Origin of the sequence: Sandarakinorhabdus sp., from assembly GCF_040398665.1 — a bacterium.
Classification (GTDB): domain Bacteria; phylum Pseudomonadota; class Alphaproteobacteria; order Sphingomonadales; family Sphingomonadaceae; genus Sandarakinorhabdus.
In genome coordinates, this window is the sequence record NZ_JBBATQ010000005.1 from 26,956 (window position 1) to 53,854 (window position 26,899).

Annotated in this window: 22 protein-coding genes and 1 tRNA gene; 5 read left to right on the forward strand and 18 right to left on the reverse strand. The window is 63.3% G+C overall.

Annotated features, from left to right (window positions below; all coding sequences use genetic code 11):
- Positions 1-6: 6 nt before the first annotated feature.
- From ABWP22_RS08210 to ABWP22_RS08225, 4 genes are all read right to left on the reverse strand, one after another.
- Positions 7-1,332: a tetratricopeptide repeat protein gene (locus tag ABWP22_RS08210; protein WP_353199478.1), complete on the reverse strand. Its 1,326-nt coding sequence runs from the start codon at positions 1,330-1,332 to the stop codon at positions 7-9.
- Positions 1,333-1,338: 6 nt separating this feature from the next.
- Entirely contained in the window at positions 1,339-4,008 is a 2,670-nt protein-coding gene (locus ABWP22_RS08215) for a transferrin-binding protein-like solute binding protein (protein ID WP_353199479.1), read from the reverse strand.
- Positions 4,009-4,246: 238 nt separating this feature from the next.
- Positions 4,247-4,323: transfer RNA gene (locus ABWP22_RS08220), tRNA-Pro, on the reverse strand.
- A gap of 163 nt (positions 4,324-4,486) precedes the next feature.
- Positions 4,487-5,785, reverse strand: coding sequence for an FAD-dependent oxidoreductase (locus ABWP22_RS08225; RefSeq protein WP_353199480.1), 1,299 nt, complete (start codon positions 5,783-5,785; stop codon positions 4,487-4,489).
- 118 nt (positions 5,786-5,903) lie between these two features.
- Between ABWP22_RS08225 and lepA the strand changes: the two genes are divergently transcribed.
- Together lepA and ABWP22_RS08235 are read left to right on the forward strand one after the other, a co-directional pair.
- A complete protein-coding gene (gene lepA, locus ABWP22_RS08230) occupies positions 5,904-7,712 on the forward strand; it encodes a translation elongation factor 4 (protein WP_353199481.1) in 1,809 nt (602 codons plus the stop codon).
- A gap of 403 nt (positions 7,713-8,115) precedes the next feature.
- Complete coding sequence (locus ABWP22_RS08235) at positions 8,116-9,498, forward strand: ApeA N-terminal domain 1-containing protein (protein WP_353199482.1); 1,383 nt, start codon at positions 8,116-8,118, stop codon at positions 9,496-9,498.
- Between the two features lie 192 nt (positions 9,499-9,690).
- On the opposite strand, the gene ABWP22_RS08240 is transcribed toward ABWP22_RS08235, so the two are convergent.
- The 13 genes from ABWP22_RS08240 to ABWP22_RS08300 all read right to left on the reverse strand — a co-directional run bounded on the left by ABWP22_RS08240 (position 9,691) and on the right by ABWP22_RS08300 (position 19,168).
- The gene (locus ABWP22_RS08240) at positions 9,691-10,128 is read right to left on the reverse strand and encodes a helix-turn-helix domain-containing protein (RefSeq protein WP_353199483.1); all 438 of its coding nucleotides are present in this window, start codon (positions 10,126-10,128) and stop codon (positions 9,691-9,693) included.
- An 11-nt stretch (positions 10,129-10,139) separates the two neighbouring features.
- The gene (locus ABWP22_RS08245) at positions 10,140-10,442 is read right to left on the reverse strand and encodes a DUF4258 domain-containing protein (protein WP_353199484.1); all 303 of its coding nucleotides are present in this window, start codon (positions 10,440-10,442) and stop codon (positions 10,140-10,142) included.
- Positions 10,443-10,710: 268 nt separating this feature from the next.
- Positions 10,711-11,070 (reverse strand): type II toxin-antitoxin system PemK/MazF family toxin, encoded by a 360-nt coding sequence (locus tag ABWP22_RS08250; protein WP_353199485.1) that lies wholly within the window; start codon positions 11,068-11,070, stop codon positions 10,711-10,713.
- Positions 11,071-11,078: 8 nt separating this feature from the next.
- On the reverse strand, positions 11,079-11,303 hold the full coding sequence (locus tag ABWP22_RS08255) for an antitoxin MazE family protein (protein ID WP_353199486.1): 225 nt from the start codon (positions 11,301-11,303) through the stop codon (positions 11,079-11,081).
- A 346-nt stretch (positions 11,304-11,649) separates the two neighbouring features.
- The gene (locus ABWP22_RS08260; RefSeq protein WP_353199487.1) at positions 11,650-13,362 is read right to left on the reverse strand and encodes an amidohydrolase; all 1,713 of its coding nucleotides are present in this window, start codon (positions 13,360-13,362) and stop codon (positions 11,650-11,652) included.
- Between the two features lie 65 nt (positions 13,363-13,427).
- Positions 13,428-14,555, reverse strand: coding sequence for a serine hydrolase domain-containing protein (locus ABWP22_RS08265; RefSeq protein ID WP_353199488.1), 1,128 nt, complete (start codon positions 14,553-14,555; stop codon positions 13,428-13,430).
- Positions 14,552-15,229 (reverse strand): 2,3-diphosphoglycerate-dependent phosphoglycerate mutase, encoded by a 678-nt coding sequence (gene gpmA / locus ABWP22_RS08270; RefSeq protein ID WP_353199489.1) that lies wholly within the window; start codon positions 15,227-15,229, stop codon positions 14,552-14,554. The genes ABWP22_RS08265 and gpmA overlap by 4 nt, the downstream gene beginning before the upstream one ends.
- Before the next feature lie 80 nt (positions 15,230-15,309).
- A complete protein-coding gene (locus ABWP22_RS08275) occupies positions 15,310-15,648 on the reverse strand; it encodes a P-II family nitrogen regulator (protein WP_353199490.1) in 339 nt (112 codons plus the stop codon).
- A 100-nt stretch (positions 15,649-15,748) separates the two neighbouring features.
- Positions 15,749-15,952, reverse strand: coding sequence for a putative signal transducing protein (locus tag ABWP22_RS08280; RefSeq protein WP_353199491.1), 204 nt, complete (start codon positions 15,950-15,952; stop codon positions 15,749-15,751).
- Positions 15,952-16,509 (reverse strand): pyridoxamine 5'-phosphate oxidase family protein, encoded by a 558-nt coding sequence (locus tag ABWP22_RS08285; RefSeq protein WP_353199492.1) that lies wholly within the window; start codon positions 16,507-16,509, stop codon positions 15,952-15,954. Before ABWP22_RS08285 ends, ABWP22_RS08280 begins: the two co-directional genes overlap by 1 nt.
- 19 nt (positions 16,510-16,528) lie before the next feature.
- A complete protein-coding gene (gene tldD, locus ABWP22_RS08290) occupies positions 16,529-17,962 on the reverse strand; it encodes a metalloprotease TldD (protein WP_353199493.1) in 1,434 nt (477 codons plus the stop codon).
- A gap of 64 nt (positions 17,963-18,026) precedes the next feature.
- Entirely contained in the window at positions 18,027-18,971 is a 945-nt protein-coding gene (locus ABWP22_RS08295) for a hypothetical protein (RefSeq protein ID WP_353199494.1), read from the reverse strand.
- Positions 18,968-19,168, reverse strand: coding sequence for a zinc-finger domain-containing protein (locus ABWP22_RS08300; protein WP_353199495.1), 201 nt, complete (start codon positions 19,166-19,168; stop codon positions 18,968-18,970). The genes ABWP22_RS08295 and ABWP22_RS08300 overlap by 4 nt, the downstream gene beginning before the upstream one ends.
- 165 nt (positions 19,169-19,333) lie before the next feature.
- Between ABWP22_RS08300 and ABWP22_RS08305 the strand changes: the two genes are divergently transcribed.
- From ABWP22_RS08305 to nadB, 3 genes are all read left to right on the forward strand, one after another.
- Complete coding sequence (locus ABWP22_RS08305; protein ID WP_353199496.1) at positions 19,334-21,664, forward strand: TonB-dependent receptor; 2,331 nt, start codon at positions 19,334-19,336, stop codon at positions 21,662-21,664.
- Between the two features lie 202 nt (positions 21,665-21,866).
- Positions 21,867-22,793: an ABC transporter ATP-binding protein gene (locus ABWP22_RS08310; protein ID WP_353199497.1), complete on the forward strand. Its 927-nt coding sequence runs from the start codon at positions 21,867-21,869 to the stop codon at positions 22,791-22,793.
- Positions 22,777-24,408 (forward strand): L-aspartate oxidase, encoded by a 1,632-nt coding sequence (nadB, locus tag ABWP22_RS08315; RefSeq protein ID WP_353199498.1) that lies wholly within the window; start codon positions 22,777-22,779, stop codon positions 24,406-24,408. The genes ABWP22_RS08310 and nadB overlap by 17 nt, the downstream gene beginning before the upstream one ends.
- 4 nt (positions 24,409-24,412) lie before the next feature.
- On the opposite strand, the gene ABWP22_RS08320 is transcribed toward nadB, so the two are convergent.
- Positions 24,413-26,842, reverse strand: coding sequence for a putative bifunctional diguanylate cyclase/phosphodiesterase (locus ABWP22_RS08320; protein WP_353199695.1), 2,430 nt, complete (start codon positions 26,840-26,842; stop codon positions 24,413-24,415).
- Between the last annotated feature and the right edge of the window lie 57 nt (positions 26,843-26,899).

Consider the following 26,899-nt stretch of genomic DNA (forward strand, 5'->3'; position numbering starts at 1 on the left):
CTGAACCTAGAAGGCGCGGGTGATGCCCACGTCCACGCCGGTGCGGGCGAAATCGAACAGGCCCACGGTTGAAAAATTGCGCTCGTGGCTGACCCTGATAACCGGGGAAAACCCCCGCACCTGCACCTGCCGCAGCGTGATCCCGGCCGCCGCACGCACCAGCCATTCGATGCGGCGTTTGGGAAACAGGAACAGCCGGTCATCGCCGCCAAGATGCGACACGCCGGCCGAACCGAACAGCGTGGAACGCCCGATCTCGCGATAATAAAGCAGGTTCACCCCGCCGCCCACGGCGGCATAGCCCGGATCGCGCGCGGCCAGCCGCTGCCCCGCCAGGCTGATGCGGCCGCCGCTGCGGGCATCAAAGGCCCGTTCCAGCCCCACGGCCAGATCGATGGCGGCCCCATCCTGCAGATCATTCTGGCCAAAATCTGTGTGGCCGGCGCTGGCCGACACATCCAGTTGCGTGCGTGGCCCCAACGGCCGCAACCAGTTCAGGCTGGCGGTGTTGGCGGTGGTAAAGGGCCGCCCGCCAAACCAGCGCCGCGTATGGCCAAAGCTCGACTGCAGGCGGGACCGGCCAATGCGCCATTCCAGCCCGGTTTCCACGCTGCCGGCAATATCGTTGAACTGGGCCTGGCCATAGAAAAACCCCTGGCCCGATGCCCGCGCCGTCCAGCGCAGCCGGTTGCTGATCGGCAACCGTACGAAGCCCTGCCCGGCCAGCTTCACCCCCAGCCCCGATTGCGCCTGGGCATCGTCTGAAAGCTGCAGCGGCGCGATGATCGTGTCCAGCGTGGCGCTGCGCGGCGCGCGGTTGACATTGCTGCTGGGCGCCAGCGCCACTTCCAACGATCCGCCCACCGGCTGCACCGCGCGCAGCGCACTTTGAAACTGGGCGACGATGCGGGTGATATCGGGCGGCAACCCGCCCGCCTGGACCTGGCGCAGCGCCTGCGCGGCCGCGCCCTCCTTGCCCGCCCGCAACAGCGCCTGCGCCAGTTGCAGGCGCACGCGCTGGGCATCGGGGCGTTCATCCAGGATGGCGCGGTACAGCACGGCGGCATCGCCAAACTGGCGCTGGGCTTCCAGCAGCCGGCCATGGCGAAACCGCGCTTCGCTGCGGATATCGACATCCGGATCCCTGGCCAGTGCGGTGAACAGGGTGATGGCGCCGGCCACATCGCCCGCTTCGGCCTTGGCGCTGGCCAGTTCCAGCACCTGCGCCGCGCCCAGATCCAGGGTCACGGCGGCGGGCGGTGCCGGTGCCGGTGCTGGTTCGGGCGCAGCCGCCGGCCCGGCCAGCGCGGCCGCGATCAACCACAGCGGCACGCTGGATCAATCCTTCCGGCCGACGGCAACGCCCGAAAATGTGGTGCGGCCATTGGCATCATCGCGGGTGGCATCGAACGCGGCGCCAAATTCATTGGCGGCCGGGCCAAAGAAGCGGCCGGAAAACTGTCCGATATTGCCGTTGTTGCCATTGCCGGAAAAGCCGTTGGTGGCGATGAAGCCGCCAAAATTGAACGGCGCAAACGCCGAGCCGGTCGCGACATCGCTCAACGTCACGCTGGCGGTGAAGCTGTTGTCGGCAAAATTGGCCACCATCCGGCTGGTGCCGCTGGCTTCCACATTGAAACTGGTCGGCGTCACGCCCTGGGCATAGGCGACCCCGTTGTACGTGGCGGTGCCGGTGCGCGGCAGGGCGGCGGCCGGCGTCGCGACGCCAAACGGCAGCCACATCCGGCTGTAGCCGCGCGGGCTGATCGGCTGGCCGGCGGCGTCCACCTCCTGCACCAGTACATCCACGAAGCTGGTGTAGGTCAACGCCAATGTGGTGTTGCCGCTGCCGGGGTTGAACAGCCGGCCGGTGATCTGGCGGCGCGTCGGCGGGCCTTCGATGATGGTGCGCCCCACGGTGAAGGTCGCATTGGTCTGGCTGGCGAGGCGGTTGGCCGGGCCGAATTCGGTGAGAAATGCAGTGGTGATGCCAACGCGGGCAAATTCGGACGCGTCGCCCGTCACCCGATAGGATGCGGTGGCAGGCGAATAGATCACCACCGTGCCGGCGGGCGCGCGGCCAACACCATCGGTCATGGCGATCGGAAATTGTTCGAACGTGGTCGGGCTGGCAACATTCAGCAGCGGCTGCCCGGCGGCCAGCAGGCCATCATCCTTGATGCCGATGAAACTGCCGACCAGCCGCCCACTGCCATCAGACAGGCTGAACGCGCCGCCTACCTCATCGGCGGCCGGGCCAAAGAAATTGCCGCTGATCGGCCCGGTATAATTGCCCAGGCCGGCCAGCGTGGCGGTGCCGGCAAAGCCGTTGCTGCCCGATGCGATGCTGGCCGTGGCAGTGAAACTGCCATCGGCCTGCACCGGCGGAAAGCCCGAAATCGTGCTGTTCTCGCGATAGCGGGCAGAGCCGGCCATGTTGATCGCGCCCGAAGCAAAATTGGCCCGCAAAACGCCGCTGCCACCCACGAACATGAAATTGCGCTGATCCGGATCGGCCGCGGTGCCGTGGATAGCGAAATTATAGGCAGCCTCGCCCGTGCGCGGCATGCCGGCCAGTGGCGTGCGGATGCCGAACACCAGTTCATCGATCAGATAATCGGTGTTGGCACCGGCACCGCTGCGCTTGGTCCACACCCCGCCAGCGACATAGCGCAACGTGTCAAACACCGCACCGCCGCTGCCGCCGACCAGATTCAAGCGGTTGGAATAGCTGGCGCGTTCGAAACTTTCGGTGACGGTGCCGCCCGCACTGGTGCCTTCGGGCAGGCTGCGATCACCGGCCACCACCGTGTATTTGCGGGTGCCGGCATTATAATTCACGGTGAAATCGCCGTTGGCGGCCGACAGATTGGCATAGGTGGTGGGCGTGGTGTTGGTGCCCGATGTGCCGGTGATGCGCGCACCCAGCCGGCCGCCTGAACCGGGGTAAAAATCACTGAGTGTCTGTGCAGCCAGGCTGGTGTTGCCGCCGACGCCGGTGCCGCGCCGGCCGGTGATGGTGCCCACCGCCCGCCGGCCGCCGGCTTCCGCCAGCGCAAAGGCCGCGCCGACCTCCTGCCCTTCCGGGCCATAGAAACGGCCATCCAGCGTGCCGTTGAACTGGCCGAACTGGAAAAAGCCCAGATTGCCGGTGAAGCTGGTGCCGCTGGTGATGCGGGCATCGCCGGTGAAGGCTTCGGCGCGCGGGCTGCCGACGTTGGGATCAAGCGTGCCACTGATCAGCATCAGGCCATTGTCGAACAGCACCTGCAACGTGCCGCCCCCCGAAATGGCCTGCTGGGGCGAGATCACGCCGAGCAGATCAATATCATAACTGGCCTTGCCCGTGCGCGGCATGGCCGCAGCCAGGGTGGGAAAGCCATAGGTGAAGGCATCGAAACTGCCGTCGACCGTGGCGCTGTTTTCCACCGTGCGCTGCCAGAAACCGGCGCCGACATATTGGAAGGTCAACCGGCCCGACGTGGCGGCGCGGGTGAGCGTCAGGCTGTCCGTCGTGGTGCCATTGCGGCGGATATAGACCGCAGCGCCAGGGCTGCTTTGCGCTGCATCCAGATCGCCGGGCAGGAAGCTCTGGCTGCGCGATCCCACCGTGACCGTATAGCCGCCGGTCGCCTGGCTGTAGGCGATGGTCACCGTGGCGCGCGCCGCCGTGGCCGTGGCGGCTTCCGTGGTGCGGTTGACCGTCACCGTCCCGGTCACCGCGTCGGTGGGAAAGCTCTGGCTGGCAGACAGGCCGATCAGCGAGCTGTTGGTGGGCGTTGGCGTTGGCGTTGGCGTTGGTGTCGGGGTGGGCGTCGGTGTCGGGGTGGGCGTTGGCGTCGGTGTCGGGGTGGGCGTTGGCGTCGGTGTCGGTGTCGGTGTCGGCGTCGGTGTCGGAGCGGGCGCGGGCGGATTGGTGATCACCAGGCCACCGCCCGATCCGCTGCCGCCACAAGCCGTCACCAGCACGCTGGCACCCACCAGCATCGCCAACCGAACCAACCGCATGATGACCCCCGTCTGCGTTATCTTGTTGGCCAACGGGTTAGCAAGGCCGGCGCGATTTCACAATCAGCCTTTGGCGGCAATCCAGCGGCGGTATCGACAAGTTTCCTGCGTTGCCACCGCCGGCACTCCACCGGGATCAGGTCCGCAGGGAAGGACGCGCAATCTGAGCGCAATCTGAGCGCAATCGAGACCAGGCGTTGGGGTGGGAAGGGCCGGGAACCCTTCCCTCGTCATCCGCTGGTCGGGGCGAGAGGAATCGAACCTCCGGCCTCTGCCTCCCGAAGACAGCGCTCTACCAGGCTGAGCTACGCCCCGACGCTGCGGAGTTGCGGCTATAACGGCGCATCGGTTCCCGCGCAACCGCTGAAACCCGGCATCTGGCATTTGATCGGCATTTTTGGGCCGGCACCGCGCCAGACCAATTCAGCGCCAATTCCAGCCCGATGCGACCGGGCCTGACCCCGCGCCACGACGCCCGTTAGATAGCCGCCAGCATGGCCGCAATGTCGGTGATCTTCTCGCGCGGCGCACCGGCGCGGGCGGCAGCGACTTCGGCGGCTTCGATGCGCTGCCAGTCGGCAAAATCGGTGGGTCGCGCGCCGCGCTGGCTCAGCAGCGCATCCAGACCGTCCCCGCCGGCCTTCTGGCTGGCGCTGATGCCATCCGCCACCATCGCCTCGATCACCGAGAATCCATCCGGCCGGTTGGTGCCGATGGTGCCCGATGGCCCGCGCCGTGCCCAGCCGCTGGCATAAAGCGCCGGCGCAATCCGCCCGGCATCATCGGTTGGGAAACGGCCGAGCTTGTCGGACCAGTTCACGCCGGCAATCTCGGCGGTGCGATAACCGATGCAGGCAATGACCAGCCCGCACGGGATCGCATGCAATTCGCCGGTGCCGACGGCTTGGCCATTCTCAAGCCGCGTCGTCTCCACGATCAGGCGCTCGGCCTTGCCATGGCCCTCCACCGCCACCGGGCGACGGAAGAATTCGAAATTGATCGTCACCGGTTTGTCGCCCCTCGGCAGGCCGGCGAAGCCGCGCAGGTGGGTGACCATCTTGCGCTGGCCGGGATCCAGTGCGGCGTCTTCGGCTTCCGGCGGAAAATCGCCCGGCCGCACAATGGGATGCGCACGCACCAGGTGGCCCAGTTCGCCGGCTTCCTTGGTGGTGAAGCTGGCCTGATGCGGCCCGCGCCGGCCGATGATGTGGACATCGCGCACCCCGCTGGCGGCAAGCGTCTTCAGCGCGTGATCGGCGATATCGGTGGTGGAAAGCTCATCCACCGTCTTGGCCAGCACGCGGGCGCAATCGATGGCAACATTGCCATTGCCGATGATCGCCGCGCCATGGTGAGACAGATCCACCGGCAGCCCGGCATGATCCGGATGGCCATTGTACCAGCCGACAAACGCCGCCGATCCGACCACGCCCGGCAGATCGTCGCCCGGAATGCCGATCGGCTTGTCCAGCGGCGCACCCACCGACAGCACCACCGCGTCATACAGGCCCAGAAGCTCCTCGACCGACACATCGCGGCCGACCATCACATGGCCCACCAGCCGCGTGTTCGGCGCCAGATTGGTCGCCTCATAACGCTTGGTCACCGCCTTGATCGACTGGTGATCCGGCGCCACGCCAGCGCGGATCAGGCCATAGGGCGTCGGCAGCCGATCGATGATGTCGATGCGGACATCCTTGCCCCACATCTTCTGCGCGGCTTCGGCGGTGTAATAGCCGGCCGGGCCGGCACCGATGATGGCGATGGAAAGCGTCAAATCGGGTCTCCTGATCCAGTGCCGCTCCGCTATGGCGCGCACGCGCGCCGGTCAAGCGCTGGCCAACCATGGCCAACTGTCGCGTTGCATGAGGACACAGCCCTGCTAAAGCCGCACGATGACCGCAGACCAAAGCCGTATCCGCAATTTCTCGATCATTGCCCATATCGATCATGGCAAATCGACCCTCGCCGACCGCCTGATACAGACCACGGGCGGCCTCGCGCTGCGCGAAATGTCCGAACAAGTGCTCGACAACATGGATATCGAGAAGGAGCGCGGCATCACCATCAAGGCGCAAACCGTCCGCCTCGATTACCGCGCCCGCGACGGCCTCGATTATATCCTCAACCTGATGGACACGCCCGGCCACGTCGATTTCGCCTATGAAGTGTCGCGCAGCCTCGCCGCCTGCGAAGGCGCGCTGCTGGTGGTCGATGCCGCGCAAGGCGTCGAAGCGCAGACTTTGGCCAACGTCTACCAGAGCATCGAGCATGACCACGAGATCGTGCCGGTGATCAACAAGATCGATCTGCCGTCCGCCGATCCCGAAAAGGTGAAGAAGGAGATCGAGGACATCATCGGCCTCGACGCGTCGGGCGCCGTGCTGGCGTCGGCAAAATCCGGCATCGGCATCGTCGAGGTGCTGGAAGCCATCGTCACCCGCATCCCGCCGCCCAAGGGCGATCCGGAAAAGCCGCTGAAGGCCATGCTGGTCGACAGCTGGTATGATCCCTATCTCGGCGTCGTCGTGCTGGTGCGCATCATCGATGGCGTCATCAAGAAAGGCCAGATGATCAAGTTCATGGCCGCCGACAGCACCCACCTGGTGGACCGCGTCGGCGCCTTCCGGCCCAAGATCGAACAATTCACCGAACTCGGCCCCGGCGAAGTCGGCTTCATCACCGCGCAGATCAAGGAAGTCGCCCAGGCCCGCGTCGGCGATACCATCACCGATGCCAAGCGCCCCGCCAACGAAGCCCTGCCCGGCTTCAAGGAGGTGCAGCCGGTCGTCTTCTGCGGCCTGTTCCCCACCGACGCCGCCGATTTCGAGAAACTGCGCGAATCCATCAGCCGCCTGCGCCTGAACGACGCCAGCTTCTCCTTCGAAATGGAAACCAGCGCCGCGCTGGGCTTCGGCTTCCGCTGCGGGTTCCTGGGGCTGCTGCACCTGGAAATCATCCAGGAGCGGCTGACCCGCGAATATGATCTCGATCTGATCACCACCGCGCCATCGGTGGTCTATCACATCGTCCAGCGCGACGGCACCGAGATCCAACTGCACAATCCGGCCGACATGCCCGATCCGTCCACGATCCTGAAGATCGATGAACCCTGGATCGAAGCCACCATCTATGTGCCCGACGAACATCTCGGCTCCATCCTGAAACTCTGCCAGGACAGGCGCGGCATCCAGAAAAACCTGACGTACGTCGGCGGCCGCGCCCAGGTCGTCTATGAACTGCCGCTCAACGAAGTCGTCTTCGATTTCTACGACCGCCTCAAATCCATCTCACGCGGCTATGCCAGCTTTGATTATCACCAGATCGGCCACCGCGAAGGCGACCTCGTGAAAATGTCGATCATGGTCAACAACGAGCCCGTCGACGCCCTCTCCATGATCGTCCACCGCGGCGCCGCCGAAGCCCGCGGCCGCCACATGTGCGAACGCATGAAAGACCTGATCCCCCGCCACCTGTTCAAAATCCCGATCCAGGCCGCCATCGGCGGCAAAGTCATCGCCCGCGAAACCATCGCCGCCCTGCGCAAGGACGTCACCGCCAAATGCTACGGCGGCGACGCGTCGCGCAAACGCAAGCTGCTGGACAAGCAGAAAGAAGGCAAAAAGCGGATGCGCCAGTACGGGAATGTGGACATCCCGCAGGAAGCGTTCATCGCGGCCTTGCGGATGGGGGATGATAATTGATCTTATGATTCTCCCCTCCCAAGCTCCTCCCCTCTCAGGGGAGGTGGCAGCCGAAGGCTGACGGAGGGGTCGCCGCAAGCACAAACGCAAGAACCAAGAAGAGCCTCCGGCGGGCAGGGACTCGTCCCTGCACCCATCAGTTTTCGGGCGGCCCTTCTCACCGCGCTGGTCCCGATCTTGTCGAGGAACACACTATTCACCACAACACTTCACCTTGGACTGGATCTGGAGTTCAACTTTCTCGAAACCCCGGTCGAAATACAAACGGGACGGCCCAACTCAAACCCTCGCTAGCGCCCCAGACACAGACAGCATCCACATCTGCTTCAGCAAACCACCGACCAAAAAAATTCCCGGCAACTTGGCTATTGAAATTATCTATAAAATTGATCATAATCACGCTATGGACGAGATAAATTCTGAATACATAGGAGTTTGGTGGCTACCATCCGACCCCACTAAAACTGTAGGCGGGGTACTTTCTTTTGATCCGGTAATTGGATACTCGCTCCAGTTGATTGGTTCATTCAATTCGTCCTCAATAAATGGCAATGTCGGCACTATTTTTGGATTAACTAAAGAATCAAAACTATTTTCATTGTTTAACTGTATGATTAACGGCCTTAATATTGGCTTTCCAGGATTTTCATCTACAAATTTTTTTGTTGGTTCAACTCTTTTTGGAGATCATATTGAGGGTTTGGATTCAAAATTTATCGATAGATGTAGTTTAGATATTTTCAATTCGAGCAAAGTGTTTGGAGTTGCGCAAATTCCGGCAGATTATCATGATAATCAATTAAATATATCATTACCAGCTATGGATGAGATATCATTATATGAATTAGATGATTTGAAATTTGCAATTTCACGATACTTTGATTATAAATCAAATCTTAACACCTCGGTCCAGATAAATAGTTTATCTTATTTGACAATAAAGTATGCTAAACCAGTCAGCCTGAATCAGATAATAAACGATTCAACCTCATTGAGAGAGATGTGCTGCATTTGTGCAGCCAATTTTTTGCCGATAAAGTCAATACAATGCGTAAGAAATCCAGATGGAGATGTTTCAAAACGCAGGGCGTCGCGATATTATTTCAGATCTATTCTAGATGATTTCCAGAAGTCTGAATCGGACAAAGCAACTGCTGTAATCTCGTTGAATGAGATTTGTCTTTTGAATTCAAATGCGATCGGCGATTGGATTTCGACGAGAGAGCGATTTGCATCCGTTATGAGTTTATACTTTTCTCTCAATTCGACTGGTAAAAAATTTCTTGAGGATCGATTTCTTTCTACCGTTCAGGCGCTCGAAGTTTTCAGCCGTCGACTAAATAATATTTCTATAGATAAGGCCTATTATAAAAGCCAGAGAAAGCTTTTTCAGGACAGCTTTCCCTCGAATGGGGACCCGCTTATTGCGGAAAAACTGAGGGGTGCGCTTGCTTACGCACATGAACCCTCTCTTGCTTCGCGACTGATTCAAATATTTAGTGAAATTGAAGACGACATTGAATTCATGAAATTCACAAATAACAAAAAATTCTTGAGATCTATAGTAGATACTAGAAACTATCTTACCCACTACGATAAAAATGACAAAAGCGAAATTCTTAAAGGAGACGATCTTTTTTATACTACTAGATGTTTGCTGGCATTACTCAATGCAATTATTTTACGAGAAATAGGACTGCCACTAAATAATTCTCTAGAATTAATGAATAAGAATGAACATTACGGGTTTGATTTTGCATATATTTCCCGCAGATATAAGGAATGAGATGAATTCCGTGAATTCCGGGGACATTGTACCAGACTTAGCCGCTGTGAAGTTATGTTGGATGCAAGAAACGGCCAAACTCCGGCCTTCGCCGGGGCGACGCTTTGGGGGTGAAGGGCTAAGCGAAAACTAATGGGTGCAACGACGAGTCCCTGCACGCCGCCCCGCATCAAGTCTGGTGCGCCGCGCACCTCACGCCGCCACCTTCCACCCACCGCCCGCCTGTTCCAGCGTGATCCGCCCCTCCCCCTCCTCCAGATCGGCATCGATCAGCCGGTCGATCATCTCCTGGATATGGGCATTGCCTTCGTTCAGCTCGCGGTAGATGGCGCGGATGAAGCGGTCGGCGATGTTGGGTTGGCTGCTGCGTTTTTCCCACAGGGCGATGGTTTGGGCTTCGTTGCCGAGCATGGCGGCGAGCTTGGCCTGGCTGAGGCCCATTTCCTGTCGCAGGAAACGCAGTTCGGTGCCGGTCAGCTTGCCATTCTTGGTGACGAGGCCGTGGGCGATGGCGCGGTGCAGGCCGGGGAGATCGTGGATGGCGATGCCCGGCCCATAGGGCGTTTCAAGTTCATCATAGCCATTCGCCAGCCAGACATTGCGAAGGCCGCTTTCCCGATAATGATACATAGCTGCCTCCTTCAAAACACGGTGATGATGATCGCCCGGCTGGGCACATCGATCGCCACAGCGACATTCAGATCCTTGCCCGCGACCTGCCGGGCGACGGTCAGTTTCCAGTTGCCGTGCACGTCCAGCGCCACCGGCTCGCTGATGATCCCGTGCTGCAGACAGGCCAGCACCTGCACGGGGGTCACCTTGCGTTGCCGCATGCGCAGCCGGGCGTGTTGCGTGAAGATCACCCGGCCGCTGTCTTGCGCAATATCGCGGAGCAATTTCAGCGCCGACGCATCGTTCATGCGCAAGGGCACTGGCTCGCTCACGACCTATAATTATTATAGGTCGTGAGGCTTGGCAAGCGCAGATTGGGCAAGCATGCCAAGCCCCGTGTCAAGCACAGCCTGCCCCGGACTTGATCCGGGGGGGGCGACGTGTTGAAGTTGGGGGCCGCCCCAAACAAATGGGTGCAGGGGTCACCCCTGCCCGCCGGAGGCTATCTCCTTTCCTGCCTTAGAGGCCAGCACTTGTGGCCTACCCCTCCACCGCCGTGCTGGCGGTCCCCCTCCCCTGGAAAGGGAGGATCAAGACAGGTCACCATCCCGCCTTGCGGCCGGTCCTTGGCGACACGGCCAACCCAATAAACACCAGCACCGCCTGCCCCAGCCGCACCAAGTCCGCATCGCCCAGCCGGCCGATCGGGGTGCCCAGCTTTGATTTGGGCACGGTGGTGATCTTGTCCACCATCAGGCGGGACGGCGCGCGCAGGCCGTTGCGGGGGGTTGGGGTGATGGCCAGGCGGAACAGCGGCGCGTCGGTGGGATCGGTGGTGAAGGCGCAGATGGTGACCGACGCGGTGGCGTCGAAGCTGTCATCCTGGAGGATGACGACAGGTCGCGGCTTGCCGGCATAATCGCTGCCGCCCGCGACCGTCCAGATTTCGCCGCGCTGCACGGGCCGCCTCAATCGTCGGCCGTTTCCGATATGGCATCGATGAAGGCCTGATCGTCACGCGCGTGCGCGCTGGCGGCGACGGCCAGCGACTGCTGATGCGCAGCGGCGCGGAAGGCGGGGGCGCGCACGTCGGGCACCCATATCTGAATCGGGCGCAGGCCCTGTTCGCGCAGACGCGCGCGAAACGCCTGCACCTTCATGCGCGATGACTTCGGGTTTGCAGCGGCAACCATGGCGGGGGCCTCCCCTATCGTTACATGTAACTTATCAGGATGGACGACAGGAGGCCAGTGGCTTGCGAATGGGCGGGGTGACGTGCCGCTTGCCCCTTCCCGCCTCCCCTGCCCCGCTGTCCTACATCGCCGGCTTCTGTCATCATGGCGCTGCCCGGCGTTTGTGTGCGGGCCGGACGGGCGGCGGGGAGGTCAGAGAATTCAACGCTGAATCCCGCCCGTTTCGTCCAATGGGTCAAAACTGGATGGGGTTGGTGATTCGGTGCTCCGGTGACACAGGCGCCACCCCTCCGTCACCTTCGGCGCCACCTCCCCTTGGAGGGTAGGAGCAGGTCGGAGGGCAGGATTAGGGGGTGCGTTCGTACACCACGCGGCCCCGGAACAGGGTCAGGTCGGCCTTCATGTCCTTGATGGCGGCGGTGGGGACTTTGGTGGGGTCGCGGTCCCACACGGCGATGTCAGCGGCCATGCCGGTCGCCAAAGCCCCGGTGCGGCCGGCCTGGCCGATCAGGGGGGCGGCCCAAGTGGTGTAGCTTTTCAGCGCGGTGTTGATGTCAACGCTTTCCGCTGCGCCGAAGGGGGTTTTGCCCCAGGTGCCGCCAGAGGGTTCACGGGCGACCGAGGCCCACAGGCCGAGCCGCGCCGGGAAGGGGGTGACGCCGGTGTCGGAGCCGCCGCCCCAGATGATGCCGTTCTTCACGTAGGTGGCATAGGGGTTGAGCCGCTGGCTGCGGGCCGGGCCGAGGTTGGCGGCATAGATATCGCCGATCCACCAGGCGAAGCTGCCCTGGGTTTCGGGATAGCCGGAGCCGTAGTCGCGTTGCAGGGCGGCCATGGTGGCGATGGCGTGATCGGTGGGGGTGTTGGCGTGGATGATGGAGAGGCGCAGATCCTTCACCGGGTGGGCTTTCAGCGCGGCGGCATAGCCATCGACCACCCAATCGATCGCCTTGTCCCCAATCGCGTGGGTACCGATGCCGATATCGGCATTGATGAACATGGCGATCATCTGGCGATATTCATTTGGCTCGATCTGCGGATAGCCGCTGTTTCCTTGCGCGATTTCGGTGCGGTGGTGGTTCCAGTCTTCGTACATCCAGGCGGTGGGCGCGGCGCCGCTGCCGTCCATGAACAGCTTGACCCCGCAGACCGACAGCGAACTGCCGGGCACGCTGGCGATCTCGGATTTGGCCTGCCTGATTTCGGTGAGCGCCTTGGTCGCCGTGGCCATGGATCGCCCGCCGGAGAACAAAACGCAGGCGTTGATCGGGAATTGCCCGGCCTTGACCAGGCCCAGATAGGCCTCCCAATCTTCACGCCCGATGCTGGGGTCCTTGAAGCCGGTCATGCCTTCTTCGTGCAGGCGCTTGATCATGTGAACCAGCGCTGCGGAACGCTGTGCAGCGCTGGCCGGCGGGATCAGCCGGGTGATCAGATCATGCGCGGTTTCCTTCATCACGCCGGCCGGGCGGCCATCGGGCAGCCGTTCGATGGTGCCGGCCGTCGGGGTGGCGGTGGCGGCGGTGACATTGCCGAGTTTCAGCGCGGCGGAATTGGCGACGCCATAATGGCCGGTGGTGTTTTCCAGCCAGACCGGATTGTCGGGCGAGACGGCATCGAGATCGGCGGCGGTGGGATAGCGGCCATCGGCGAATTTGCCTTCATCCCAGCCGACACCGGCAATCCATTCGCCCTTCGGCGTCTTGGCGACGCGCGCCGCGACACGTTTGACGATTTCGGCGACCGAACGGGCATCACCGAGCGCAATTTCGTACAGCTCACCCAGCCCGGTGGAGAGGATATGGGCGTGGGTGTCGATCAGGCCCGGAGTGGCGGTGCGACCCTTCAGATCGATGATCCGGGTGTTCGGCCCGGCCAGTTTGGCGATGTCGGCATCGCTGCCCACGGCGCTGACCTTGCCATCGCTGATCGCCAGCGCCTGCACCACGCTGCCAGCCGCATCGGCGGTGATGATGCGACCGTGCAGCAGCACCGTCTCAGGCGGCGCGGCAATGGCCGGTGTTGCCAGCAGGCTGAATGCTACAATGGCCTTGATCATATGCGGTCCCCTCCCCGAACGAGGCGACAGTCTGGCGATATCCTGAAGTGCGTCAAGCGCTACCGTCAGGGCCGCAAGCGTTGCTCGCGAGTTTGTGCAGCGACCGCTGTCACGATGGCCGCGACCAGCGCGCGCCGCTCGCCAGGCCGTTTTGTGATCGGCTGGTTGAGGCTGACGGCCAGCACCAGATCCAGCGACGGGCAGGCCACAAGATCGACATTCCAGAACCCGGGATGGCCAATGCACCGATGACCAGCGATTATTTCGTGGAAGAAAACCAGGCCATGCAGGGTGTCGGAACCCGGCGCCACCGGGCGTTGATCGGACAAGGCAAGGTCGCGGGTTTCGCGCCGGGAAAACAGCGCCCCGGCCTGCAAGGCCCGCATGAACCGGACAAGATCGGTGACGGTCGATACCAGGCCGCCGCCGCCCCACAGATCGAAGGAGGGATCGGCCGAGGTGATGTCCAGATCACCCAGATACTGGCGCAACAGGGGCCTGGCTGCGGTGCCGCGCGGCGGCGGTTCCAGCGTTTCGAACCAGGTGTCGGGAAGGCCGAGGTGATCCAGCGTCAACAGGTGGCGCAGCGCGGCGGCCCAGGGCCGGCCGGTCTGGCGTTCGATCACTTCGGCCAGCAACAGATAACCGGTGTCGGAATAGGACCAGACTGCGCCGGGCGCGCCCACGGGCCTGCCGTCCTGCATGGCCAGCGCTATTTGTTCGGACCGCTGCCAGCGCCGCTGCGGATTGGCCATGATTGCCGCCTGAAACGCCGGCAATTCGGCATGGTCCGGCAGACCGCTGCGGTGGGTCAATAGCCAGCGGACGGTGATGCGGTACGGTGCATGGCCGCCGCCAGCCAGCATCGCGACGGTTTGCGGTGACAGCAGCCGGTCCACGCCCATATCGAGTCCGATGCGGCCGGTTTCGACCAACCGCAAGATCGCCGCCGCCGTGAACAGCTTGGTGGTGCTGGCGATGCGGAACGGGCGAGCAGCCAGCGACACCGGGCCGGTTTCGCGGGCGCCGGCGGCAGCGGCGATCCAGTTGATGCCGGCTGCGGGCGCGGTGGCGTGGATCACCACGCTGGGTATGGCCGGATCGCCGGCAACCAGCGCGTCGGCCAACGGTTGCAGCGGATTGGCGGCAGCGGGCACGGCCGCCACCAGCAACAGAATCGCCCGCAGGATCACAGATAGCGGCGCGACACCGCCGTCAGATCGTCGGCCAGATCATAGACCATCGGCTGACCAGTGGGGATTTCCTCGTGCAGGATATCGGCATCCGACACGTTGGACAGATGCTTGACCAGGGCGCGCAGGCTGTTGCCGTGGGCGGCGATGATCACCCGCTTGCCGGCCTGCAACTGCGGCACGATGGTGGATTGATAATAGGGCAGCACGCGCTCGATCGTGTCTTTCAGGCTTTCCGCGGTCGGCACGGCAATCCCGTCATAGCGGCGGTCACGGGCCAGATCGAAGGCGCCGCCCGGTACCAGCGGCGGCGGCGGCACGTCAAAACTGCGGCGCCAGATCAGCACCTGGTCCTCGCCATGCTGGGCAGCGGTTTCGGCCTTGTTGAGGCCGGTGAGGCCGCCATAGTGGCGTTCGTTCAGGTGCCAATCCTTCACCACCGGCAGCCACAGCCGGCCCATCGCCTCCAGTGCCAGATTGAGCGTGCGGATCGCGCGGCTCTGCACACTGGTGAAACCGATATCGAAATCCAGGCCAGCGGCGGCCATGCGGCGGCCAGCATCGGTGGCTTCGGCGATGCCCTGTTCGGTGAGGCCGACATCCCACCAGCCGGTGAAGCGATTTTCAAGATTCCACTGGCTCTGGCCGTGGCGAAGCAAAACGAGCGTAGGCATTCGTGGTTCTTAGCGCAGTCCGGCGGGGTTGCCAGCCAAGATTTGCAGATCAGCGGCCGGCGCCCCGATCAATGCCGGGTTCACAGCGCGGTTTCGTTCAATTCACCGGTGCGGATGCGCGTGGCCTGGCCAATCCCGGAGAGGAAAATCTTGCCGTCACCTGTGATGCCGGTGTGCGCGGATTGCAAGATACACTCCACCAGCCGGGCGGCATCATCATCCTCCACGACGATTTCGATCTTCAGCTTGGGGACGAGGCTAAAGCCGTGTTCGGCACCATGCCCGGCATCGGCGTGGCCCATCTGGTGGCCGCACCCGCGCACTTCGGTCACGGTCATGCCTTGCACGCCGCTGGCCATCAGGGCCTCGCGCACGTCTTCCAATTTGAACGGCTTGATGATCGCCGTGATCAGCTTCATCTGCACTTGCGCCTCGTTTACTGAGCCGCAACCTGCCGCAGGGCCCTGGTTCCCGATATGGGTTGTTTGCCGGTGCGGATGCCATGAACGCGGGCCGGAATCAGAGGGGTCGGGCCAGTTCCGCACGGGCCACCGCTTCATCATCGGCATCAACCATGATGCGGATGCCGGACACGCCCGGCCCGATCAGGCTGGCAATGCCGGCATCGAACAACACGGCCATGATGCCGGCGGCGGCCAAACGGCTGCGGGCGATCTCGGCCTCCACCGGCGAGAACAGCGTTTCGATGCAGGCCAGCCCCATCAGTTGTACGGCAGGCGCGCGGGCGGCGTGATCGGCAGGCCGTCGATCGATCGGTTGCGCTGCTGATATTTGGCCAGGCGTTCCGCGGCGTCGTCGTTCACATAATATTTGCGCAGGGTCTGGCGCTCTTCCACCAGCGCCATCTTGGGCACCGCCCAGCCGCAACTGGTCTGGGTGGATTCGACATCGATCACGAAAATCTGGCGCACCCCGCGTTCAATGGTGAATTGTGCGGCAAGCCAATCCCAGCCACCGTCTTGCGGCAGCACGGCATGGCCACGACCATAGATGCGATAGATGAGCGCCGGCTGGTCGAAGGCGCAAAACATGATGGTGATACGGCCATCGGCGCCGAGATGCGCATGGGTTTCATTGCCGCTGCCGCCGAAATCCAGATAGGCGCATGCTTTTCCAGCCTCCAGCACCCGGAACGTGTCCATCCCCTTGGGGCTGAGATTGATTCGGGCATCAGGCGCGGCGGTGGCGACAAAAAACACCGGCTGGCGCGCGATGAAATCGGCATGTTCGGGGGTGATGTGATCGAAGAATTCCGACATGCCATGCTCCCTTGCCTTGTCAGGCGGCAGTGCCGCCCACGGTCAAACCGTCGATCAACAGGGTCGGCTGGCCAACCCCGGCCGGCACGCTCTGTCCGCCCTTGCCACAGATGCCGACGCCTTCGTCCAGCGCCATGTCGTTGCCCATGGCCTTCACACGGGTCAGCACATCGGGGCCGTTGCCGATCAGCGTGGCGCCCTTCAACGGGCGGCCCAACTTGCCATGTTCGATCTCATAGGCCTCAGTGCAGGTAAACACGAACTTGCCGCTGGTGATATCGACCTGGCCGCCGCCGAAGCTCTTGGCATAAATACCCTTCTTCACGCTGGACAGGATGTTGCCGGGGTCTTCGTTGCCACCCAGCATGAAGGTGTTGGTCATCCGCGGCATCGGGGCGTGCGCAAAGGATTCGCGGCGGCCGTTGCCGGTGGGCGCCACGCCCATCAGCCGGGCATTCAGCCGATCCTGCATATAGCCCTTCAGGATGCCATCCTCGATCAGCACGGTGCGCCCGGTGGGCGTGCCTTCGTCGTCCACCGTCAGGCTGCCGCGGCGCTGATCGATGCTGCCATCGTCAACCACGGTAACACCCGGCGCCGCCACCCGTTCACCGATACGGCCGGAAAAAGCGCTGGTGCCCTTGCGGTTGAAATCGCCTTCCAGGCCGTGCCCGATGGCTTCGTGCAGCAAAATGCCGGGCCAGCCGGGGCCGAGCACCACGGTCATCTGCCCGGCCGGGGCATCAATGGCATCGAGGTTGGTCAACGCTTGCGCCAGGGCAATGTCGATGGCGCCTTCCCACGACGCATCCTCGAAGAGGCTGTCATAGAGATAGCGCCCGCCCAGGCCATGAAAGCCGGTTTCGCGGCGGCCATTCTTCTCGGCGACGATCTGCACGTTCAGCCGCACCAGCGGCCGCACATCGCGTACCCGGCTGCCATCACCGCGCAGGATTTCCACCACGCTCCAACTGCCGAGCAGGCTGGCCGACACCTGCACCACCTGGGGATTGCGGGCGCGCGCTGCCGCATCAATGCGCTGCATCAACGCTACCTTGGCGGAAAAATCGATGCCGGCCAGGGGGTTCATGTCGGTGTAGCGCCGGGCGTTGGTCGGACGCGGCGCCAGCGCCAGCGTGCCGCCATGGCCATCGCGCACCACCTTGATCGTGTCGGCCGCGCGCAGGATCGCGGCTTCCGAAAGCTCGTTGGCGTGGGCAAAGGCCGTCATCTCGCCGGCCACGCCGCGCAGGCCAAAGCCCTTCTGCGTGTCGAAGCTGGCGGCTTTCAGGCGGCCATCGTCAAAGGCGAAACTTTCCGACACGGCATACTGCATATAGAGTTCGCCATCGTCGCAGCCATGCAGCGTTTCGGACACCAGCCACGCCGTGCGATCGGGATCAAGGCCGGTATCGGCATAGAAGAGCGTGTTGGCGTCGGGTGTGCTGGTCATGCCCCCGATATGGGCCAGGGGCGCGCAAAACAAAAGGGGGTGTGCGACGCCGCCGTTGGACCGCTCAGCCGAATTTGCAGGTCAGCACCCAACGCTCGCCGGCGCGATCAAAGCTGATGCGGCTGCAATCATCGAGCACGTCGCGGCCGATCAGGATCCACGGGTCGCGGCCACGGCGCTTCTTGTTGCGGTCGGCCGATACGGTGATCGTGTCTTCATCGTCGGTGTCGGTGGAGGTGCCGCGGGCCGCCGCATCGATGGCGCGCGCTTCGGTTTCGGAAATCCGCACGCCCATCTGGCGCATCGGCAGGCCGGCGATCGTCAACCCGGTCTTTGGCGACAGGGTCTGGGTGGGCAGGGCCACACCCGGCACTGGCCGCCAGAAACCCAGGCTGGACGTGCGCCGCACCAGCCCGGCCTTCACCAGCGCTTCGCCGGCGCGGGCGTTCATCACCGTGGTCGGGATATTGAGTTCCAGGCTGATGGTCACCGGTTCATCGCCGATCCGCGTCTTGATCATCGCCTCCTCTTTGCCCTTCTTGGGGATGATGAAGCTCTGGCTGCCGGGCGGCGTGTCGCGCAGGATCACATCGATGCGATCGGCGGCCAGCGCGCCGATCGGCAAGATGCCCTCGGCATCGCCGGCCATCGGCGTTTCCAGCCATACCACCGGCACCTTGCGGGCGGGCAGCGCCTGCGGGGTGATCGTCGCCAGATTGAAACGCAGGACGGACTTGCCATTGCCGAAGGCGCTGTTGCTGAAGCTGAACTTGCCGATCAGCGGAAATGGCTTCAGCGCTGCGCGCTGCACCGCAGCCGGATTCAGCACCATCCCCTGATCATAGCTGAGCGCGATGCGGATATTGAGCGTCGCCTGCTTCACGGCGACCTTCATATAGGGATTGCCGTTGTCGGCGACATTCAGGGTGAGCAGCGGCGGGGTCGCCAGCTTGGCCGCGCTGGCCGGCACCGCCAGCAGGGCCAGCGCCAGCAGGAGCGGCACGTTCATCGCTGGTCGGCCGGGCCGCCGGCCAGGATGAAGCGCCGATCACAATAGCCGCAATCGGCAAAGCCCGTCGCATCGATCTGGAGCCAGACGCGGGGGTGGCCGTCACCGGCCTGCTCATCGCCATCGCACCAGACCCGGGCAGTTTGCGTGACATAGGTTTCGGGCGCCGGAAGGGCGTGATTGTGGGCGGAAGGCATGAGGTCGCTTTACCAGCGCTGGCCGGCAAAGTCACCATGTCGCAGCGCTCTGCAACAATGTTGTCATGGCTTTGCCACGCCGGTGCAACGTCCACACGCCAAAGGCCAGCGCGTGTTGCGGCGCACCATCATCGTGCGCCGTCCATCAAAAAGGGGTTCAAGACGATGCGCCGTTTCCTGTTGCTGGCCAATGCCAGCCTGCTTGCCAGCCTTGTCGCCCTGCCCGCACTGGCGCAGCAGGCGGATGACCAGATTGCCGAAACCATCGGTGAAGAGCTGGTGGTGACCGCCCAGCGCAGCGCGCAGAAGCAGAATGACGTGCCGATCACCATCACCGCCTACAGTGGCCGTTCGCTGCGCGAAATCGGCGTCACCCAGTTCGACCAACTGGCCGCCTATGTGCCCGGCCTCAACGTGCAGGAACAATCGCCCAACAATCCGGGTTTCGTCATCCGCGGCATCACCTCCGACAGCGGCTCGTCGCAGGGCGCGCCGGCGGTGACGGTCTATCTGAACGGCGTCGATGTCTCCCGTTCCCGCGGGTCCTATTTCGACCTTTATGATCTTGAGCGTGTCGAAGTGGTGAAAGGCCCGCAGGCGACGTTGTTCGGCACGGCCGCAGCGGTGGGCGTGGTTTCGGTGATCACGGCCAAGCCGAAGGCCGGCACGTCAGGCGAAGTGCGGGTTGGCTACGGCAATTACGAACAGCGCCGCATTGATGGTCATGTGAACATCGGCAACGACAAGATTGCGCTGCGCGTGGCCGGCGCCGTCAAGCTGCGCGACGGTGTGGTGGAGAATATCGCCGGCCGGCCCGGTTCGCAGACGCCGAACGGCCCGCGTATCGACGATCTGAATGGCCAGGGCCAATATGGCGCGCGCGTGTCGCTGCGCTACACGCCGAACGCCGATCTGACCGTCGATCTGGTTGGCACTTATGACGGCCAGCGCGCACCGGGCACGGCCTTTTCGTCAGGCACGTTTGCGCCAACCGGCGGCAGCACCAGCCCCTACACGTTCAAGGAAGCGGCGGGTTCGCCGGTCAGCGCCGCCGTGCTGAGTGCCGATCAACCCAGCCTGACCCGCAATGTCTATGACATGAACCTGACCGGCAACTACAAGTTCAGCGACGGCTGGAGCGTGACGGCGGTGGCCGGCTGGCGCAATTTCGACAGCAACGAGGTGTTCGATGCCGATGGCACCCAGGCCTGGTATCTGGAATTCGCCGAAGATGCCCGCGGCGAGCAACTGAGCTTCGAAGCGCGCACCAATTACACCAGCGACACGTTCCGCGCCTTCTTCGGCGCAAATTATTTCTGGGAAACCGGGTTCCAGCGCGTGCCGTTCAGTTCGGAAGAAGGCATTTTCCTGCAGTGCGCCGCGCGGCTGGTGCCGGGCCTGGCCTGCATCAACAATGCCACCGGCGTCGTCGAAGCCGCGCGCGCCACTGCCCTGCTCACCGCCGGGCGCTTCACCCAGTTGCCTTATTCCGCCGAACTGTTCCGCAATTCGGCGACCATCGACACGTTCAGCGCGTTTGCCGATGCCACCTGGATCCCGACGCCAAGGCTGGAGATCAATGTTGGCGGCCGTTGGCTGACGGAAAACCGCTTCAGCGGCATTTCAACGAAAATCCCCAACACGGTGATCACCGGTGCGACGCTGATCCCCGGCGGCATCAACACCGGCGGCCAGGTGCTCAGCTCCAGCGGCCGCTTCAATGCCTTCCTGCCGCGCGCCAACCTGCTGTTCCGCGCCACTGACAACATCAATCTTTATGCCACCTATTCGCGCGGCCGTCGCTCGCCGGTGCTGCAGGTGAATGCCGGGCGCACTGCGGGTGTGCTGACCCCGGCCGTCCGCGTGTTCCCGGCGGAAATCATCGACAATTTCGAAGCCGGCGTGAAGGGTTCGATCGGCAAGCTGACCTTCAGCATCGGTGCCTATCTGCTGAAGTACAAGGATTTCCAGATCACCGTGCTGCGGCCCGGCCTGCCGTCGACCATCGAGAATGCCGACGCCAGCAACAAGGGCATCGAAGCGGAAATCAGCGCCAATATCTCGCCGAATTTCAACCTGTTCGCCAACGGCAGCTATATCGACGCGCGTGTCAACGATGATCCGCGCTTCGGCCAGTTCGCCGGCGATCGCTTCCGCCTGCAATCGGAATGGCAGGGCGCCATCGGCGGCACCGTGCGCGTGCCGCTGGGTGACAAGCTTGAACTGTTCGCCACTCCCACCGTCACGCACCGTTCGTCGCTGTTCTTTGAACTGCCCAACAACCCGGTGACGTCGCAGGGTCCGGTGACGTTGGTCAATCTGCGCGCCGGCATCCGCCATCCGGACGCCAAGTGGGAAATCATCGGCTTTGCCAACAACCTGCTGAATAACAAATATCTGCTGGATGGTGGCAACACCGGCGGCGGCTTTGGCATCCCCACCTTCATCCGCGGCCTGCCGCGGCTGTTCGGGGTGGAAGCTGTGTACAGGTTCTGATCGCAGCCGGAGCCGGCAAGATCGACCAGCGAGCGAAAAAGGCGGCCCGATCAGGCCGCCTTTTTTGTCTCGTCTGACCGCGGCCTGCGCCGGGGCAGGCTTGTGGCTCCACCGCCGCTCCTGCCTCCGCCGCAGCCACCCTCCAACATGCCACAGCCCCCAACCCTTGCCCCAACCCACCCCACCGTCTATCCCGTTGCCCATGAGCGAACCTGCCATCCGCCTTTCCGGCCTGACCAAGGTCTATGCCGGCGGCAAACGCGCGTTGAACGGCATCGATCTGGAGATTCCGCGCGGCAGCATCTTCGGCCTGCTCGGCCCCAACGGCGCCGGCAAATCCACCACCATCAACATCCTCGCCGGCCTGGTGAACAAATCCGGCGGCAGCGCGCGCATCTGGGGGTTCGACATCGACGAACACCCCCGGAACGCCAAGGCCAGTATCGGCATCGTGCCGCAGGAACTGGTGTTCGATGCGTTTTTCACGCCGTTCGAAACGCTGGAGCTGCAAGCTGGCCTGTTCGGCGTGCCGCGCGCCAAGCGGCGGACGATGGAATTGCTGAGGGCCGTGCGGCTGGAGGACAAAGCGCATGTCTATTCCCGCACGCTTTCGGGCGGCATGAAGCGGCGGCTGCTGGTGGCCAAGGCGTTGGTGCACACGCCGCCAGTGCTGGTGCTGGATGAACCGACCGCCGGCGTGGACATCGAACTGCGGCAATTGCTTTGGGATTATGTGCGGCAACTCCATGCCGACGGCACCACCATCGTGCTGACCACCCATTATCTGGAAGAAGCCGAAAGCCTGTGCGATCGCATCGCCATCATCAATCATGGCAGCGTGGTCGCCAATGACGAGACCCATAAATTGCTCGGCACCACCGGTGACAAGGTGCTGGAGTTGGTGGTCGACCGCGATCTGAGCGTGGTGCCGGCCGAGCTTGCCACCTGCAAATCGGTCGAACTGAAAGGCCCGCGCCAGTTGGCCATCACCTTCGACAAGCGCAGCACCAATGCTGGCGCCGTGCTGGCGATGGTGTCTTCTGCCGGATTGGGCGTGCTCGACGTGTCGACGCGCGAGGCCGATCTGGAAGACGTGTTCCTGGAGCTGACGAGTGGCCCAAAAACCTAAACTGCCACCGGAAGCGTTGCACTATGATGCACTGGTGATCGGATCGGGTGCGGCCGGCCTCACCGCCGCGCTGAACCTGGCCGAACATGGCCGCGTGGCCGTGCTGGCCAAGGCCGATCTTGCCGCAGGTTCGACGGCGTGGGCGCAGGGCGGCATCGCGGCGGTGCTCGATGCCGGTGACACGGTTGCGGCGCATGTCGAAGACACGATGGTCGCCGGCGCCGGCCTGAATGACCGCGCCACGGTGGAATATGTCGCGGCCAATGCCTCGGCCGCCATCGATCGGTTGGCGGCGCTGGGCGTGCCGTTCAATCCCGGCGAAACCGTGTCGGAACGCTGGCACCTCACCCGTGAAGGTGGGCACAGCCATCGTCGCATCGTGCATGTCGATGATGCCACCGGCTGGGCGGTGAGCCAGGCGTTGATCCGGGCTGCCGAGGCCCACCCCAACATCACGCTGATCCCGCACATGGCGGCGGTCGATCTGATCACCCACCGCCATGTTGTCGGCCGGCGCTTCCCGGCGCGGCGTTGCCATGGGGTCTATGCGCTCGACACGCAGAAGCGGCGGGTGGTGCGCATATTGGCGCCGGCCACGGTGCTGGCCACCGGTGGGGCCAGCCGGGTCTATCTTTATTCCACCAATCCCGATGGCGCGACCGGCGATGGCATCGCCATGGCGTGGCGGGCGGGATGCCGGGTTTCGAACATGGAATTCAACCAATTCCACCCGACCTGCCTGTTCCACCCCAGGGTGCGCAATTTCCTGATCACCGAGGCGGCGCGCGGCGAAGGCGGTCATCTGAAGCTGCCCGACGGCAGCCGTTTCATGCAGCGCTATGATGATCGGCTTGAACTGGCGCCGCGCGACGTGGTGGCGCGGGCCATCGATGCCGAAATGAAACGGCTGGGGCTGGAACATGTGCTGCTGGATCTCACCCATCTTGGCGCGGATTTCGTGCGCGGCCATTTTCCGACCATCCATGCGCGGCTGCTCGAACTTGGCATCGATTGCACCACCCAAGCCATCCCGGTGGTGCCGGCCGCCCATTATAGTTGCGGCGGCGTGATGGTGGACCTGAACGGCCGCACCGATCTGGGGGGGCTGTGGGCGGCGGGGGAAGTGACGCAGAGCGGCCTGCATGGCGCCAACCGGCTGGCATCGAACAGCCTGCTGGAATGCCTGGTATTCGGCCAGGCCGTGGCGGACGACATCATGGCGCAGGATGCCGCAGACACCATGCCCGATATCAAGCCTTGGGACGAAAGCCGGGTGACCGACAGCGACGAAGAGGTGGTGATCGCCCATAATTGGGACGAGCTGCGGCGGACCATGTGGGATTATGTCGGCATCGTGCGCACCGAAAAGCGCCTGGAGCGCGCCGCGCACCGGGTGAAGACGCTGCGCAAGGAAGTTCAGGAATATTATGGCAATTTCCGCATCACCGCCGATCTTGTCGAACTGCGCAACCTGGTGACCGTGGCCGATCTGATCGTACGATCCGCCCGCGCCCGCAAGGAAAGCCGCGGCCTGCATTTCAGCACCGATTACCCGAACCAGTCGGCAGCCGCGCTCGATACCGTGCTGGACCCTGCCCAAGGCCGGGACGCCTGACCGGTCAGGCCGCAACCCGCTGATACGGCTGCGCCACCGGCTTGCCGAACAGCCAGCCCTGGGCCAGATCGCAGCCCATCTGGCGCAGCAGCAACCGCTGCCCTTCGGTTTCGACACCTTCGGCGACCACCTGCTTGCCAAGGCTGTGCGCCAGATCCACCAGCGCCCGCACGATCTGCTGGCTGCTGGCCGAATCGACCATATCCCCGACAAAGCTGCGATCGATCTTGACGATATTGGCGGGCACTTCGCGCAAATGGATCAAGCTGGCAAAGCCGGTGCCGAAATCATCGAGCGCCACATGCACGCCGGCATCGCGCAGACATTCCAGGCATTCGATCAAGGCGCCGCCCAGCCCGCCCATCACCACGTTCTCCGTCACCTCGACCACCAACGCCTGTGGCGGCACATGGTGGCGCGACAGATCATCCAGGATCGCCACGGCGGCTGCCGTGCCCTGCAACTGCCCGGTGACGAAATTGACCGACATGGTGAGATCCGCGCCCTGCCCGCGCAGATACGCAGCCTGGGTCAGCGCCGTGTCGAGCACCCACAACTGCAACGCCGGCAGGATGGTGGCTTCCTTCATCACATCGGCAAATTCGCCGGGCGCCAGCAAGCCAAGACGCGGATGCTGCCAGCGGAGCAGGGCTTCATGGCCGACCACGACGCCATCGAGGCGCTGGACAGGCTGATAATGGAGCAGGAATTGTCCGGCAGCGAGGCCGGCGCGGGCTTCGGCAATCATGCGGCTGCGGGCGAAGGCTTCATCGGCCATGCTGCCATCATAGCTGCGCCAGCAGCCGCGCCCGGCAGATTTGGCGGCATACATGGCCAGATCGGCCTGCTTGAAGATGCGGGCCATCGGCACGCCGCGTTCTTCGCTGGCAGCATGCCCGGCGCAGATGGAAATGATGAGATCATAACCGGCATGGCGCAGCGGCATGCCGGCCGACAGGGCGATCATCTGACGCACCGCCGGCAGACGCGCCCGGGCCGCACCTTCCAACAGGATCACGAATTCATCACCGCCGATGCGCGCGATGGTTGCCAGCGGGCCGGCCGCAACCGCCAGGCGTTCCGCCACCGCCACAATCAGCGCATCGCCCGCATCATGGCCCGCCATGTCGTTGGTCTGTTTCAGATAGTCGATATCGATGGCAATCACATCGATCCCGCCCTGGCGCATCGCGGGCTTTTCCAGCAAATTCTGGAACAAGGCGCGATTGCCCAGGCCGGTGAGCGGATCGGTGGTGGCAAAACGCAGCAGGATCTGGCGCTCCGCATCGCCGGCATCGGCATCGCGGCGCATTTGGCGGAAGCGATCGGCGATGGCCAGGCTGAGCACCAGGGATTCCCAACCGATCGCTGCGAAACCGGCCTGATCGATGAAATCATCCTGTGGCAGCAGCCCGAAATTGCGGGCGATCCGCAGGCCCAGCATGGCCAAGGCCGGCGTCCATCCCGCCAGATAGAACCAGACGGCACGGCTGCCGCGCAGCACGGCAAACACGCTGCCCACCATCAACGCCCCGGTCACACTGATCATCGCCAGGTTCAGCATCCGGTCGCTGAACCAGGCGGGGAACACCATGTCGAACGCCGCCACCACCGACGTGATCGCCGTCATCATCCCGGCCAATTGCCCAAAATCGATCAGCCTTTGCGGCAGCTTGCCCTTTTCGATCAGCGCGAAGAAAAAGGCCGCGCCTGAGACCACCAGCAACCCGACCAGCAGGAACGTCGTCCGCGCGGTCGCCGGACCCGCAAGGAACGGCAGGATGTTGAGCATCGCACCCGTCCACACCAGCAGATAGCAAAGCGCACTGGCCACCCACACCACATACCAGCGCTGGAACGAGGTCTTGAGCCAGGTGAGCAGAAACACATTGTAGGTAAAGGCCGAAAACAACACGCCCATCACCAGGGCAATCAATATGGTCCAGTCCAGCAGGTGACGTTCGTGGCCGGCAGCATCCATGGCCTTGATGGAACGCATCATTTGCGGCGCATCGATGTTGCGGAAACCGACGCGCACCGCGGTGACATCGGCGCCGGCCACCGGCACTTGAAACCGCAGATTGTTGCCAAGCGTCCAGTTGCTTGTCAGTTCGAACTGGCCGCGTTGCAGTTGATAGACGCCGCCCTTGTGCACCACCTGAACCGACACCGCCGTGAAGCGCGTATTGTCCACCAGCAGATTCCATTGCGGTGGCAGCGATTTCAGCCCGCCGACATCGACAGCAAACCAGGTCCAGCCGCCGCCGTCGCGGGCTGGGCACTGCCCGGGCGCACGCGCACAATCAAACATGTGGAACGCCAACTGCTGGCGTTCGGCACGGGCCGGGCCGGCACAGGCGGCAATCGCAACCAGCAGCGCCGTGACCCACAAGCAGACATGTGGGAAAAGGCCGACCGGCCGGGCCCGCAGCATCACTCCCGAGAACCAGTCAATCGTCACCGCCGCAGCCAAAGCCCCACCAACATCAAT